This is a genomic window from Streptomyces graminilatus, from assembly GCF_001418565.1.
GTDB lineage: Bacteria > Actinomycetota > Actinomycetes > Streptomycetales > Streptomycetaceae > Streptomyces > Streptomyces graminilatus.
Window position 1 is genome coordinate 30694 of sequence record NZ_LIQQ01000103.1, and the last position, 15958, is coordinate 46651.

The 15958-nt window shown below is 75.0% G+C and carries 2 protein-coding genes; both read right to left on the reverse strand.

Annotated elements, in window-relative coordinates; all coding sequences use genetic code 11:
* Positions 1-45 precede the first annotated feature (45 nt).
* Entirely contained in the window at positions 46-11247 is an 11202-nt protein-coding gene (locus AOK08_RS10530; RefSeq protein WP_479683317.1) for a type I polyketide synthase, read from the reverse strand.
* A 24-nt stretch (positions 11248-11271) separates the two neighbouring features.
* Positions 11272-15958 (reverse strand): type I polyketide synthase (locus AOK08_RS10535; RefSeq protein WP_157876635.1); only part of this gene is annotated, 4687 nt, incomplete at its 5' end.

The following is a 15958-nucleotide window of genomic DNA, read 5'->3' on the forward strand; positions in this document are numbered from 1 at the left end:
TACTCCGATTCGACCGTGCGGTACAGGGGTCAGGCGGTACGGGGGTCAGGTGAGGTCGCCGAACTGGCTGTCGATATAGGCGAGGACCTCGTCGGCGCTTGCCGCGCCGAGCGTGGCGTCGTCGTCGGGGTCGGTCTCGGTGGGCGTCGTCGCCGCGTCGAGACGGCGCAGGATCCTGCGCAGGCGGTCGGCCACCTCGGCGTGGGCCGGATCGTCGGAGGCCAGCGCTTCCGCTGCGGTCTCCAGCCGGTCGAGGTCGCGCCGCAGCAGTTCCTCGGGGGCGGGCCCGGCGGGTACCGCCTGCCGGAGCAGGTGCTCGGCGAGGGCCACGGGCGAGGGGTGGTCGAAGATCAGCGTCGCCGGGGCGGCGAGCCCGGTGGCCGCCCGGAGCTGGTTGCGCAGCTCCACGGCGGTCAGGGAGTCGAAGCCCTGGTCCTTGAACGCCTGGTCGGGATCGACCTCGGCGACGCCGGTGTGCCCCAGGACCTGCGCGGTGCGGTCCAGGACCAGCCTGAGGACGTACGAGTGGCGGTCCTCTTCGGGCAGCGCGGCCAGCTTGGCCGCGAAGTCAGGGCCGGGGTCGGTGAGTTGGCGCACGGCGGTGGCTGCCGCTCGACGCGGCGCGGGGCCGGCGAGGTCGCGCAGGAGCGCGGGGACCGGCTGGTCCCGGTACCGGGCGCGCAGGGCCGCCGGGTCGAGCGGGGCCGCCGTCACACTGGCCGCGGTGGCGGTGAGCGCGGTGTCGAACAGGGCGAGGGCGCGTGCGGTGGGGAGCGCGGCTGTTCCGGTGCGGCGCAGCCGCTCCCGGTCGCGTTCGCCGAGTGCGGCGGTCATGCCACTGGTCTCCTCCCACAGTCCCCAGGCGATGGCGACGGCGGGCAGTCCGCGCGCGGTGCGCTGTTCGGCGAGGGCGTCGAGGTAGGCGTTGGCGGCGCAGTAGTTGGCCTGTCCCGCCGCGCCGAAGGTGGCGGACGCGGAGGAGAAGAGCACGAAGTGGTCCAGGTCCAGGCCTCGGGTCAGTTCGTGCAGGTGCCGGGCGCCGTGGGCCTTGGCGTGCAGGACGGGGGCGAGTCGCTCGGGGGTGAGGGAGGTCAGGACGCCGTCGTCGACGGTGCCCGCGCAGTGCACGACGCCGGTGAGTCGGTGGCCGTCGGCGGCGAGCCGGTCCAGCAGGGCGGCCACGGCCGCCCGGTCGCCGATGTCGCAGGCGGCGACCTGCGCGGTGGCGCCGTCCGCCGCGAGGTCGGCGAGCAGCTCGGGTACCCCGGGCGCGTCCGTACCGGACCGTGAGGTGAGCACGAGACGGCGTACGCCGTGCCGGCCGGCCAGATGGCGGGCGACGCGGGCACCGAGGGTGCCGGTTCCGCCGCTGACGAGAACCGTGCCGTCGTCGGCGGGCGGCGGGGTGACGACGAGGACGGCCTTGCCGACCAGCCGGGCCTGGGCGACGGCCCGGAATGCCTCGGGTGCCCTGGTGATGTCCCAGGTGGTGACGGGCGGCGGGGCGAGGAGTCCGGCGGCGAAGAGTTCGGTCAGTTCGCCGAGCATCTCCTGGATGCGGTCGGGTCCCGCGTCACCGAGGTCGAAGGCGCGGTAGCGCACTCCGGGGTGGTCGGCGGCGACCCGGTCGGGGTCGCGTACGTCGGTCTTGCCGATCTCGATGAAGTGGCCGCCGTGCGGCAGGAGTTCGAGGGAGGCGTCGGCGAACTCACCGGCGAGCGAGTTGAGGACCGCGTCCATGCCGCGTCCGCCCGTGCGCTCCAGGAACCGCTCGCGGAATCCGGTGTCGCGGGAGTCGGCGATGTGCTCGGCGTCGAGCCCGGCCGCGTGCAGCGCCGGCTGTTTGGCCGCGCTCGCGGTGGCGAAGACCTCGGCGCCCAGGTACCGGGCGAGCCGGACGGCGGCGCTGCCGACTCCGCCCGCTCCGGCGTGCACCAGGACCCGTCGGCCGGATGCAACGCTGGCGAGGTCGCGCAGTCCGTACCAGGCGGTCAGATAGGCGACGGGCGCGGCGGCAGCGTGAGCGAACGTCCAGTCGGCGGGCACGGGGGCGAGGAGCCGGTGGTCGGTGACGGCCGTGGCGGAGAAGGCCGCGTCGAGCAGGCCCATCACCCGGTCGCCGGGGGCGAAGCGGGTGACTCCGGGCCCGGTCTCCAGGACGACTCCGGCGCCTTCGATGCCGAGTTCGGCCTGTCCGGGATACATGTCGAGGGCGATCATGGTGTCGCGGAAGTTGACTCCGGCGGCCCGGACGGCGATCCGGACCTCGCCGGGTCCTGGCTTCCGCTCCCCCGCCCCCGTGTCGTCCACCAGCGCGAGGTCGCTGATCGAGCCGCGCCGGGTGGCGTCCAGCCGCCAGGGGCCGGCCGGTGCCACCAACGGCGCGTTATCCGTGGCGCGTACCAGCCGTCGGCCGTGGAAACGCCCGGCGCGGACCGCGAGATCGGGTTCGCCGTACGCCAGGACCTGTGCGGGCGACGGCAGTTCGCCGTCGGTGTCCACCAGGACGAAGCGGCCGGGGTGTTCGGCCTGGGCGGCGCGGACCAGTCCGGCGGCGGCCGCGTGGGCGAGCGCCTCGTGCGGGTCACCTGCGGCGGCTGCCCGGGTCTCGGTGAGCAGTCCCGGTTCGCGCACGGTCGCGGCCCGGTGCGTGACGACCACGAGGGGTGTGTCGGCGTACCGTTCGTCGGCCAGCCACTCCTGGAGCGCCCGCAGGACGAAGGCGGTGACGTCGGCGACCTCACCGGACGGGCAGCGGACGGTCACGGCGGCGGGGGTGCCGTCGAGCCGGTGGAGGTCGGGCTGTCCGTCGGCGTCGAGCGGCAGGAGTACCGGCTCGGCGTGCACGGGGTCTCCTACTGCCGCCAGGGCCGTCCACTCGATCCGGAAGAGGGCGTCGCGGTCCGGCGCGGCGCGGCCGGGCAGGCGGTCGGCCGTCACCTCGCGCAGCACCAGTCCGTCGACGGTGACGACGGGGCCGCCTTCGACGTCGACCGCGGTGAGGGTGACAGTCCCGTCCGTGGCCCGGTTCAGGCGGACGCGCAGGGCGTCCGCGCCGGTCGCGTGGACGCGTACGCCGGTCCAGGTGAACGGCAGCCGTGCCGGGGTACCGGCTGGGAGGTCCACGCCCAGGGCGTGCAGGGCGGCGTCCAGCAGCGCGGGGTGCACGGTGTGCGCGGCGGCCGACTCCCGCTCCTCCTCGGGCAGTTCCACCTCGGCGAACAGCACCTCGGGCGTGTTCTCGGAGCGCAGCACCGAGCGCAGTCCCTGGAAGGAGGGCCCGTAGTCGAAGCCCGCCTCGATCAGGCCGGGGTAGAAGCCGTCGAGCGGTACCCGGGTGCCCGCGGCGGGCGGCCATGGCACGAGCGCGTCGAAGGCGGCCTCCGTCTCCCGGTCGGCAGCCGGCGCGAGGGCGCCTTCGGCGTGCCGGGTCCAGGTGGAGTCGTCGAGCCGTGAACCGGCGGTGGCGGGCCGGGAATAGACGGCGACGGTACGCCGTCCCGTCCCATCGGGCGCGCCGATGACGAGTTGCAGATCGGACGCCGTGTCGCCCTCGATCGCCAGGGGGGTGTACAGGGTCAGTTCGGCCAGTTCCGGGCAGCCGAGGCGCTGTCCGGCCCAGCAGGCCAGGTCCACGAACGCGGTGCCGGGCAGCAGAGGGGTGCCGAGCACGGTGTGATCCGCCAGCCAGGCGTGCGTGGCGAGGGAGAGACGTCCGGTGGCGATCGCCTCACCGCCCGAGGCGGCGACGAGCCACGTGTTCAGCAGCGGGTGCTCGGCCGCCCCGAGTCCGACGGCGGCCAGCGCTTCGGCGGCGGGCGTACCGGCGGTCGCGGGCCAGTAGCGGCGGCGCTGGAAGGCGTACGTCGGCAGCTCGACGCGGCGGGCGCCGGTACCGGCGAACACGGCGGACCAGTCCACCCGTACGCCCTGGACGTGGGCCTGGGTGAGGGCCGCCAGCAGGGCGGTCGGCTCGGGCCGGTCACGCCGTAGGGCCGGCAGTGCGGCGAGGTCCGGCTCGGTCGCCTCGACCATCGGGACCAGGGAGCCTCCAGGGCCCAACTCCAGAACGGTTCCGATGCCCTGGGCGCGCAGGGTGCGCACGCTGTCGGCGAAGCGGACCGTGGCGCGGACGTGCCGCACCCAGTACTCGGGGGTGGACAGCTCCTCCCCCGCGACCTCGCCGGTCACGTTCGACACGACGGCGACGACGGGCTCGGCGAACTCCACCTGGCGCAGGACCTCGGCGAACTCGGCGAGCATCGGCTCCATCAGCGTGGAGTGGAAGGCGTGGCTGACGGCGAGGCGCTTCACCCGGCGGCCCTCGGCGGCGAACCGGTCCGCCACCTCCCGTACCGCCGGTTCGGCGCCCGACAGCACCAGTGACGACGGCCCGTTCACGGCGGCCACCGACACGTCCGCCGGGTGCCCGTCCTCATTCGGGTCGGCGTTGGCGATCTCGTCCTCGGTCGCCTCGACCGCCCACATCGCGCCGCCCGACGGCAGTGCCTCCATCAGGCGGCCACGGGCGGCCACCACCCGGCAGGCGTCGCCGAGCGACCACACCCCGGCCAGGTGTGCGGCGACCAGTTCGCCGAGCGAGTGTCCCAGCAGGACGTCAGGCCGTACGCCCCATGACTCCAGGAGCCGGAACAGGGCCACTTCCACGGCGAACAGGGCGGGCTGGGCCAGTCCGGTGCCGTCCAGACGGTCGGCCGGACCGGTGAACACCGACTCCTTCAGCGGGTCCGGCAGCAGCCCGTCGAAGGCGGCGCACACCTCGTCGAAGGCGGCGGCGAACACCGGGAAGGCCTCGTACAACTCCCTTCCCATGCCGACCCGTTGCGATCCCTGTCCGGAGAAGACCACCGCCAGGTCGCCCTGTGCGGCCGATCCCGTGACGAGGCCCGGGTGTTGACGGTCCTCGGTGAGTGCGTCGAGGGCGGCGCGGAGCGTCTCCCCGTCCGTGACCACCACGGCGGCACGGTGATCGAGGGCGGCACGATGGGCCGCCAGCGTCAGGCCGATGTCCTGGAGGGCGGGGGCCTCGGCCGCGCCGTCGAGGAAGTCCCGCAGAGTCTCTGCCTGTGCGCGCAGGGCTGCGGCGCCCCGGGCGGACAGCAGCAACGGGACGGCGGGCAACGGCAGTTCGGGAGCGGCTGCCAAAGGCGGCACATCCTGCGAAGCCTTCGCGTCCTGCGGGGCCTGTTCGAGGATGACGTGGGCGTTGGTGCCGCTGATGCCGAACGCCGAGACACCCGCCCGGCGCGGACGGCCCGTCTCCGGCCATTCCCGGGCCTCGGTGAGCAGTTCCACCGAACCGGCCGACCAGTCGACTTCACCCGAGGGTTCGTCCGCGTGCAGCGTGGGCGGCAGTACACCTTCTTGGAGTGCCAGCACTGTCTTGATGACGCCACCGACACCCGCAGCGGCCTGCGTATGACCCACGTTCGACTTCAACGAGCCCAGATACAGGGGCCGTTCACGGTCCTGCCCGTACGTCGCGAGCAGTGCCTGCGCCTCGATCGGGTCCCCGAGCCGGGTTCCCGTACCGTGCGCCTCAACCGCGTCCACATCGGCGGTGGTGAGTCCCGCACTCGCCAACGCAGCCCGGATCACCCGCTGTTGGGACGGCCCGTTCGGTGCGGTGAGCCCGTTGGACGCACCGTCCTGGTTCACCGCCGACCCCCGCACCACCGCGAGCACCGGATGCCCGTTGCGCCGCGCGTCCGACAACCGCTCCACCACCAGAACACCGGCCCCCTCACCCCAGCCGGTGCCGTCGGCATCGTCGGAGAAGGCCTTGCACCGGCCGTCGGCGGCGAGGCCGCCCTGCCGGGCGAAGGACTCGTAGGCGGTGGTGGTGGCCATGACGGCGGCGCCGCCCACGAGGGCGAGGCCGCACTCGCCGTCGCGCAGGGCGCGGGCGGCCGAGTGGAGCGCGACGAGCGAGGACGAGCAGGCCGTGTCGACGGTGACCGCCGGGCCCTCCAGGCCCAGGGTGTACGAGATACGGCCGGAGGCGACGCTGCCCACCGAACCGGTGAGGGCGTAGTCCTTGCCCTCCTCGGTGTTGATGGCCACCGTGGCGTAGTCGAAGTTGCCCGCGCCGACGAAGACGCCGGTGCGGCTGCCACGCAGGGACAGCGGGTCGATACCGGCGCGCTCCAGGGCCTCCCAGGACGTCTCCAGCAGGAGCCGCTGCTGGGGGTCCATGGCGAGGGCCTCGCGAGGCGAGATGCCGAAGAACGCGGCGTCGAAGTCGGCGAGGTCGTGGAGGAACCCGCCCTCGGCCGTGGGCAGGGAGTCGCTGACGCGCCAGCCCCGGTCGGCGGGGAAGCCGGTGATGCCGTCGCGGCCCTCGGCGACCAGGCGCCACAGGTCCTCGGGCGAACGCACGTCCCCGGGATAGCGGCAGGCCATGGCGACGACGACCACCGGGTCGTCGACGGGCCGTACGGCGGCCGGTACCTGGTCCGTGGGGGCGGCGGTCGGCGCCGTGAGCAGCCGGGTGCGCAACTCGGCGGCGACGGCGGCCGGGGTGGGGTGGTCGAAGGCGAGGGTGGTCGGCAGGCGCAGTCCGGTGTCGTCGGCGAGCCGGTTGCGCAGGTCCACGGCGGTGACCGAGTCCAGGCCGAGGTCGCGGAAGGCGTCGGAGGCGCCGACCGCGTCGGGGCTCTCGTGGCCGAGGGCGCCGGCGGCGGCGGACCGTACGAGGCCCAGCAGGAGTCGGTCGCGGTCGCGGTCGGTGAGGCCGTTCAGCCGCTCGGTGAGCGGGGAGACGGCCGACGGGACCGTTTCGGCGGCCGGCGCCGGGAGGGCGGCCTCGGGGATGTCGTCGAGGAGCGGGCGGCGGCGGGCGAGGGTGTACCCGGACGCGAAGGTCTGCCAGTCCATGTCGCTGACGGTGAGCTGGAGTTCGCCCGCGCCCACGGCGTCGAACAGCGCGGTGAGCGCGGTCCTCGGAGCCATGGCGCGTACGCCGATCCGGTCGAACACGCGCTGCGTCTTGGCGTCGACCATGCCGCCGTCGGCCCAACTCCCCCAGGACACACAGGTGGCGGCCAGGCCACGGGCCCGACGGCGGGCGGCCAGGGCGTCCAGGTGGGCGTTGGCCGCCGCGTAGGCGCCCTGGCGGGCACCGCCCCAGACGGCGGCGCCGGAGGAGAACAGCACGAAGGCGTCGAGGTCGTGGCCGGCGAGGAGTTCGTCGAGGTGACGGGCTCCCTCCACCTTGCCCGCGGCCATCGCGGCGAGGTCGGCGGGCGAGAGGGCGGAGTACCGGTCGAGGCTGCTGACGCCGGCCGCGTGCACGACGGCGGTGAGGGGGTGCTCGGCCGGAATCGCGGCGAGTACGGCGGCCAGTGCCTCGCGGTCCGCGACATCGCAGGCGGCGAGGGTCACGTCCACGCCGGACTGCCGCAGTTCGGCGGCGAGTTCGGCGGCTCCCGGCGCGTCCGGGCCGCGTCGTCCGGTCAGTACGAGACGGCGGGCGCCCTCGCGAGCCAGGCGGCGCGCGACATGGGCGCCCAGCGCGCCCGTGCCGCCGGTGACGAGGACCGTACCGTGCGGCTTCCAACTGGTTCCGGCGGCGCGGGGGGCGCGGGTGAGACGGCGGACCCGGGGGCCCGTCTCGCGCAGCGCCCACTCCTGCTCGTCGCCGGGAGCTGCCAGTACGGCGCACAGGGCGTCGGCGTCGGGTTCGGCGCGCCGCGCGGGCAGGTCGATCAGCCCGCCCCACACCGCCGGGCTCTCCATGCCGATGACACGGCCGAGCCCCCACACCTGGGCCTGCTCGGGACTGGGGCCGTCCGGATCGTCGGAGCCGTCGTGGGTGGCGACCGCGCCCCGGGTCAGGCACCACAGCGGTGCGGTGCCGCCGGTGTCCGCGACGGCCTGGGCGGCGGTCAGGGTGGTGGCGACGCCCGTGGGGACGGTCGGGTGGCCGGGGTACGGGCGGATGTCGGTGCCCAGGACGGAGACGATCGCGGTGGCCGACGCGTGCCCGGCCAGCAGCGCGGCGAGTTCCGCGCGCCCGGTGTCGGAGCCGACGACGATCCGGTGGACGTGGGCGGCACCGTGCCCGGTCAGCGCCTCGGCCACCCAGTCACCGATGCCACCGATGCCACCGATGCCATCGCCTGAGGCACCGGACGCACCGGACGCACCGGACGCACCGGACGCACCGGACGCACCGGACGCACCGGATCCGCCGGGGACGTCCGGTTCCAGCAGTACCCAGTCGCCGGTGAGCGGGGTCGGCCCCGACGCGGGGACGGGTACCGGCTTCCAGGTGACGCGGTAGCGGTTGCGGTCGGCGGCGACTCCGTCGCGGGCGCGCTCGCGCCAGGTGGCCAGGGCGCGCACGGTCGTGCCGAGCGCGTCGTCCGCCCGTACGCCGATCTGGTCGGCCACCGCCGCCGTGTCGCCACGGCCGACGGCCTCCCACAGGGCGGTCGACGCGGGGTCGTCCGTGGCGGTCGGCGTCGGCCTGTCCAGCCAGTGGCGGGTGCGCTGGAAGGCGTACGTGGGCAGTTCGGCGCGGCGGGCGCCCGAACCGGCGAGGAGCGCGCTCCAGTCGACGGTGGCACCGTGCGCGTACGCCTCGGCCAGTGCCTCGGCGAACCGTTCGGGACGGCCCCCGGGGCCACGGCGCAGCGTGCCGAGGACCGTGGCGGCGGGCGTGCCCGGCGTGTCGTCGTCGGCCGTGGAGTCGACGGTGTCCTGGAGGGAGTGGACGAGTACGGGGTGCGGGCTGACCTCGATGAAGAGGGTGTGCCCGTCGTCGAGCAGGGACCTGGTGGCGTCCTCGAAGCGGACCGTGTGGCGCAGGTTGCGGTACCAGTAGCCGGCGTCGAGGCCGGTGGTGTCGAGGCGGCCGGCGGTGAGCGCCGAGTAGAAGGCGGTCGGGGCGGGGCGCGGGCGGACGGGGGCCAGGAGTCCGGCCAGCTCGTGCTCGATCGCGGTGACCTGCGTGGAGTGCGACGCGTAGTCGACGGCGACGCGCTTGGCGCGGATGCCGTCGCGTTCGCAGGACGCCAGCAGCTCGTCCAGGGCGTCGGGCTCACCGGCGACGACGACGGAGGCGGGTCCGTTGACCGCCGCTAGGTCGGCCCGGCCAGCCAGGGCCGCGAGGCGTTCCCGTACGGCGGCGGCGGGCGCGGAGACGGACACCATGCCGCCGAGCCCGGAGAGGGCGGTCAGTGCCCGTGAGCGCAGTGCGACGACCCGGGCTCCGTCCTCCAGGCTCAGCCCGCCTGCCACGACTGCGGCGGCGATCTCGCCCTGGGAGTGCCCCACGACGGCGTCGGGACGCACCCCGCAGGAGGCCCACAGTTCGGCGAGCGACACCATGACCGCCCACAGCACCGGCTGGACCACGTCGACGCGGGCCAGCGCGTCGGCGGCGTACGGGGCGCGCAGGACGTCGGTGAGTGTCCAGTCGACGAACGGCGCGAGGGCGGCCTCGCACTCGGCCATGCGGCGGGCGAAGACCGGCGAGGCGTCCAGCAGGTCCACCGCCATACCGGGCCACTGGGAGCCCTGGCCGGGGAAGACGAGAACGGTACGGGTGGTGCCGGGGGCGGTGCCGCGCACGACGCCCTGCGGGGTGGCGCCTTCGGCGGCCCGCACCAGGAGGGCCAGCAGTTCGTCGCGGCCGGGTGCGATGGCCACCGCGCGGTGTTCCATCGCCGTGCGGGTGGTCGCCAGGGTCCAGGCGACGTCGGCCGCCGAGGTGCCGGACGCCGTGGTGGACGTGAGGTGCCGGTGCAGGGTGTCGGCCTGGGCCCGCAGGGCGGATTCGGAGCGGGCGGTGAGCGGCCAGGGCAGGAGGGGCGGGGTGGTGAAGGGCGGGACGGTGGAGGACTCCGTCCCGGCGGCCGGTTCCGGGGCGGCCCCGGGTGCGTTGTCGTGCCCGGGGTCGTCCTCGGCGGCGGGTGCTTCGACGATGACGTGGGCGTTGGTGCCGCTGATCCCGAACGAGGACACACCGGCCCGGCGTGGCCGTCCCGTGTCCGGCCAGCGCCGGTCCTCGGTGAGCAGTCGGACGGCGCCCGCGGACCAGTCGACCTCGTGGGTGGGCTCGGAGACGTGCAGGGTCCTGGGCAGGGTGCCGTGCCGCATCGCCATGACCGTCTTGATGATCCCGGCGACGCCCGCCGCTGCCTGGGTGTGCCCGATGTTCGACTTCAACGAGCCGAGGTACAGGGGCTGTTCACGGTCCTGTCCGTACACGGCGAGCAGGGCCTCGGCCTCGATGGGGTCGCCGAGGCGGGTGCCGGTGCCGTGCGCCTCGACGGCGTCGACCTCGGCGGCCGTGAGTCCGGCGTCGGCGAGCGCGGCCCGGATGACCCGCTCCTGGGCGGGGCCGCTGGGCGCGGTGAGGCCGTTGGAGGCGCCGTCCTGGTTGACGGCCGTACCCCGGATGACCGCCAGTACCGGATGCCCGTTACGGCGGGCGTCGGACAGCCGCTCGACGAGGAGCAGTCCCGCGCCCTCGGACCAGCCCGTGCCGTCGGCGCCGGCGCCGAAGGCCTTGCAGCGGCCGTCCGCCGCGAGTCCGCCCTGGCGTTCGAAGCTGAGGAACATCCCGGGGGTGGGCAGTACGGCCACGCCGCCCGCCAGGGCGAGGTCGCAGTCGCCGCGCCGCAGGGCGGCGGCGGCCAGGTGCAGGGCGACCAGGGACGACGAGCAGGCGGTGTCCACGGTCACCGCCGGGCCCTCGAAGTCGAAGGTGTAGGCGAGGCGGCCGGTGGCGACGCTCGCGGTGTTGCCGGTGAGGACGTGTCCGCCGATGTCGTCGGCGGCTTCGTCGAGCCGGGGTCCGTAGTCCTGGGTGACGAGTCCGGCGAACACACCGGTGCGGCGAGCCTCGGGTGAGCGGGGGTCGATCCCCGCGCGTTCGAAGGCCTCCCAGGCCGTTTCGAGGAGCAGCCGCTGCTGCGGGTCCATCGCGGCGGCCTCGCGCGGCGAGATGCCGAAGAACGCGGCGTCGAACCCGGCGATGTCGGACAGGAAGCCGCCGGGGTAGGTCACGTCCCAGCCCCGGTCGGCCGGGACCTCGCCGACGGCGTCGCGGCCCGCGGCCACCAGGTCCCACAGCAGTTGGGGCGATTCGGCGCCGCCGGGCAGCCGGCAGCCGATGCCGACGACGGCCACGGGCTCGTGCGCGCTCGCCTCCGAGCGCTGCAACCGGCCCCGCGTCTCGTGCAGTTCGGCCGTGACACGCTTGAGGTATTCGACCAGCTTCTCTGTTTCAGCCATGTTCCGTCACTCCCCGAGCTCTTGCCGGCCGGTACCGAATTCCTGACTGAACTCCTGGCCGAATTCCTGGCCGAATTCCTGGTCGATGAAGGAGAAGACCTCGTCGAGGCTCGCCGTTTCGAGCGCCGCGCGGACCCCGACGCCTTCGGCCGGTTCTCCCGGGCCGGACGCGTCCGTGGACGCGTCCCCGACCGTGGCCGTGGACCGCTCCTCGCAGCGCGCGAGCAGAATCCGCAGCCGCTCCGCCGTACGGTCCAGCTCCGGCCCGCCGGCGGTCGCGCCCGCCACCAGCTCCTCCAGGCGGGCGAACTCCGCGTCGAGGGTGCCGGGCGCGGGCACGTCCGGCGGGGCGATCCGGGTGCGCAGGTAGCGGGCTACCGCCTGCGGGGTCGGCTGGTTGAACAGCAGCCCGGCCGGCATGCGCACACCTCCCGCCGCGCTCAGCCGGTTGCGCAGTTCGACGGCCATCAGTGAGTCGAACCCCAGTTCCTTGAAGGTGCGGGCCGGTTCGACCCGTCTGCCGTCCCGGTGGCCCAGTACGGCGGCGGCGTGGGCGCGGACCTGTTCGAGCAGCAGGTCCTCCTGCTCCTGCGCGGTCCGGCCGGTGAGGAGTTGGTCGAGCGTGCTCGCCCCGGCGGCGGGCTCACCGGCCGGCGCGGCGTCGGTGTGTGTCGCGGTGCGGGCTCGCCAGGCGGAGCCGGCCAGTTCACGGTGGAGCGGGAGGGCCCGGCCCTCGTGGGCCGCGCGGCGCACGACCGGCAGGCTCAGCGCCAGCGGCACCCGCAGCGCGGGGCCGGGCCGCCGCAGGGCGGTGTCGAGGAGCGCGAGGCCATGTGCCGCGTCGAGGGGCAGCAGCCCGGTGTCGCGCATCCGCCGCAGGTCGGTCCCGGTGAGCCCGGCCGTCATGCCGCCGGTCGGGGCCCAGGGGCCCCAGGCGAGCGACAGGGCGGGCAGCCCCTGGTGCCGGCGCAGTTGGGCCAGCGTGTCGAGGAAGGTGTTGGCCGCCGCGTAACTGCCCTGTCCGGCGGCCCCACTGACTCCGGAGACGGAGGAGAACAGGACGAAGGCGGAGAGGTCGGCGGTGGCGGTCAGCTCGTGCAGATTCCAGGCGGCGTCGATCTTGGGCCGCAGTACCCGGTCCAGGTCGTCCGCGCCGATGGCCTCGACCACCGCGTCCTGGACGACACCGGCGGTGTGGACGACCCCGGTCAGCGGATGCCCGGCGGGCACGTCGGCGAGTACGGCGGCCAGCGCGTCGCGGTCCGCCGCGTCGCAGGCGGCGACGGTGACCCGTACGCCCGGCCGCGCCGTGAGTTCGGCGACGGTTTCCCGGGCCTCCGGGGTGTCGAGGCCCCGGCGGCTGACCAGCAGCAGGTGCCGGACCCCGTGCCGGGCGACGAGATGCCCGGCGACCAGTCGCCCGAGGGCTCCGGTGCCACCGGTGACCAGCACCGTCCCGTCGGGGTCGAAAACCGCCTCGGGCCCCTCGGCACCGCTGCCCTCAGGCGGCCTCTGGCCGGTCGGCCGCGCCGGGCGCACGAGGCGCGGCGCGCTCAACCGGCCGTGCCGTACGGCGAGTTGGGGTTCGCCGCAGCCCGGTACGGCGGCCAGGGCGGCTGCCGATGCCAGGGAGTCGTCCAGGTCGACGAGCAGGAAACGGCCGGGGTGTTCGGTCTGGGCGGAGCGGAACAGGCCCCAGACGGGCGCCTGTTCGGGATCGCAGGGGCCCTCACCCGCCGCGACCGCGCCTCGGGTGACGACGATCAGCCGCGTGTCGGCGAGCCGGTCCTCGGCGAGCCAGGTACCGGCCAGCAGAACGGCCCGGTACGCGGCGCGGCGCGCCGCGGCCACGACATCGGTCGCGCCGGTCGTCGCCCCATTCACCGTCTCGTTCGCCGTCCGTACGGCTTCGGGATTGGCATCGAAGCCGATCACGACCACGTCGGGTGCGCTGCCGCCCGCGAGGAGGGAGGGCAGGTCCGGGTGGCGTTCGGCGTCGGGCAGGGCCCCTGCGGGCACGAGTGCGGACTCACCGAGCACCGCCCAGCGCGCGCCCGCTGCGGGCGGCGCCGGTTCGACGGGCCGCCAGGCCAGCTCGAAGGGGGCCTCCCCCTCGTACGAAGCCCGCGTGGTCTCCTCGAAGCCGGACGGCAGTGGCCGTGGGGTGAGTGTGCCGACGGTCGCCACAGGACGTCCCGTGGCGTCGGTGATCCGGACACTCACGGTGTCGCCGTCGCCGGGGGTGATCCGGGCCCGCAGCGGGCCGGTCGCGGGGCCGGACACGGTGACGCGGCCGTACTCGACGGCGAGCCGGGGCTCGGTGGTGTCCGGACGGGCGAGCCGCAGGGCGTGCAGCGCGCTCTCCAGGAGTCCCGGGTGCAGGGCGAAGTCGCCGGGTTCGGTGCCGTCCGTCTCGGGCGCCGCGAGTTCGGCCCAGACCTCGTCGCCGCGCCGCCACACCGCGCGCGGTCCGCCGAACGCGGGGCCGTACGCCGTGATCCGGCCGTGGGGGCCGTCGGCCAGGTGGTCCTCGACGAGCTCGGCGTCCTTGGGCGGCCACGGCTGTCCGGGGTCGCCGGTGACAGGGGCGGCCGGCGGGGCGGGCGCGAGCGTGCCCTCGGCGTGCCGGGTCCAGTCGGCGGCGCCGCCGACTGGCCGGGTGTGCACGGACACCGGGTGGTGTCCGTCGGATCCGGACCCAGACCCGACCACGACCTGCGCTTCCAGCGCTCCCGTCGCAGGCAGTACGAGCGGTGTGACGGGCCGCAGTTCGAGCACCTGTCCGGCGCCGGTCTCCCGTGCCGCGGTGACCGCCAGGTCCAGCAGGACGGCGTCCGGCACGAGCGCGGTGCCGTGCACGGTGCGGTCGGCGAGCCAGGGGTGGGTGGCCGCGGAGACCAGACCGCTGAGGAGGGTGTGCCCGGTACCGGCGAGGGTGACGGCGGTGGTGAGCACCGGGTGGTCGAGCGGGGTCGTGCCGGGCGCCGTCGTGGAGCGTGCCGCGCCGGGTGCGACCCAGTAGCGGCGGCGCTGGAAGGCGTACGTGGGCAGGGTGTCGGGGTGCGCGTACGGGTGTGCGGCGAACACCGCGTCCCAGTCGGGGGTGTGGCCGGTGAGGTGCAGCCGGGCCGGTACGGCGGCGGCGCCCGCCGTCTCGGAGTGGTCGCGGCGCAGCACCGGCAGGATCAGCGGTGCGGTGCGGGGCGGCTCGCCCGTCTCCTCTGCGAGGGAGTCCAGGGTGTCCTGGACCGTCGCGGACAGCACACCGTCGGGTCCCAGTTCGACGTACCTGGTCACGCCCAGGGCGTGCAGGGCGCGTACGCCGTCGTGGAAGCGGACGGTCTGCCGGACGTGGCGCACCCAGTGCTCCGGTGAGCACAGGTCGGTACCGGTGGCCGCCTCCCCGGTGAGGTCGCTGATCACGGAGAGGACCGGTGGATGGTAGGTGACGGAACGGGCGACGGCCTCGAACTCGGCGAGCATGGCGTCCATGTGGGGCGAGTGGAAGGCGTGGGACACCCGGAGTTCGCGGGTCCTGCGGCCCTTCTCCGCCCAGGTGCGGGCGATCTCGCGCACCGCGTCGGTGTCACCGGAGACCACCACGGCCGACGGCCCGTTGACGGCGGCGAGCGCGATCCGGTGTCCGCGTCCGGCGAGCGAGGGCAGGATCTCGGCCTCGGTGGCCTCGACGGCCGCCATGGCGCCGGTCGCGGGCAGGGCCTGCATCAGCCGGCCGCGAGCGGCGACGAGCGCGCAGGCGTCGGGCAGCGACAGGACACCGGCCGCGTGTGCGGCGGCGAGCCCTCCGACGGAGTGCCCCAGCAGGTGGTCGGGGACGATCCCCCAGTGCTCCAGCATCCGGAACAGGGCCACTTCGAGGGCGAACAGGGCGGGTTGGGCGTATTCGGTGCGGTCGAGCGGTCCCGACCCGTCGGCCAGCAGCTCCAGCAGGGGGTGCGCCAGGTGCTGGTCGAGGTGTACGGCGATGTCGTCCAGGGCGCTGCGGAAGGCGGGCTGGGCGGCGTACAACTCCAGTCCCATGCGGGCCCGTTGGCTGCCCTGGCCGGTGAAGAGGAACGCGGTGCGTCCTGTGTGGGCGAGCCCGTGGAACGCCGTGGGCGTGTCGTTCCCGGCGCCCAGGGCCGCCAGGCCGGCCAGCGCCTCTTCGCGGTCGGCGGTCACGACGGCGGCCCGGTGCGGCAGCGCGCTGCGACCGACGGCCAGTGTGCGGCCGAGTGCGCCGAGCGCCGTGTGCTCCGGGCCGGCGGACAGCCGGGCGTGCAGTGTCCGCGCCTGGGCGCGCAGCGCCTCCTCGGTCGCGGCGGTGAGGACCAGGGGTACGGGCAGCGCGGGAGCGGTGTCGGCGCCGCCCGATGCCAGGGCGGTCAACTCCTCTTCCTCGGGGACCTGTTCGAGGATGACGTGGGCGTTGGTGCCGCTGATCCCGAAGGACGACACACCGGCGCGCCGGGGGCGTCCCGTCTCCGGCCACTCCCGCTGACTCGTCAGCAGCTCCACCGCGCCCGCCGACCAGTCCACGTGCGGCGACGGCTCGTCCGCGTGCAGGGTCCTGGGCAGCACGCCGTTGCGCATCGCCAGCACCGTCTTGACGACACCGGCGACACCGGCCGCTGCCTGGGCATGGCCGATGTTGGACTTCAACGACCCGAGATACAGGGGCTGTTCACGGTCC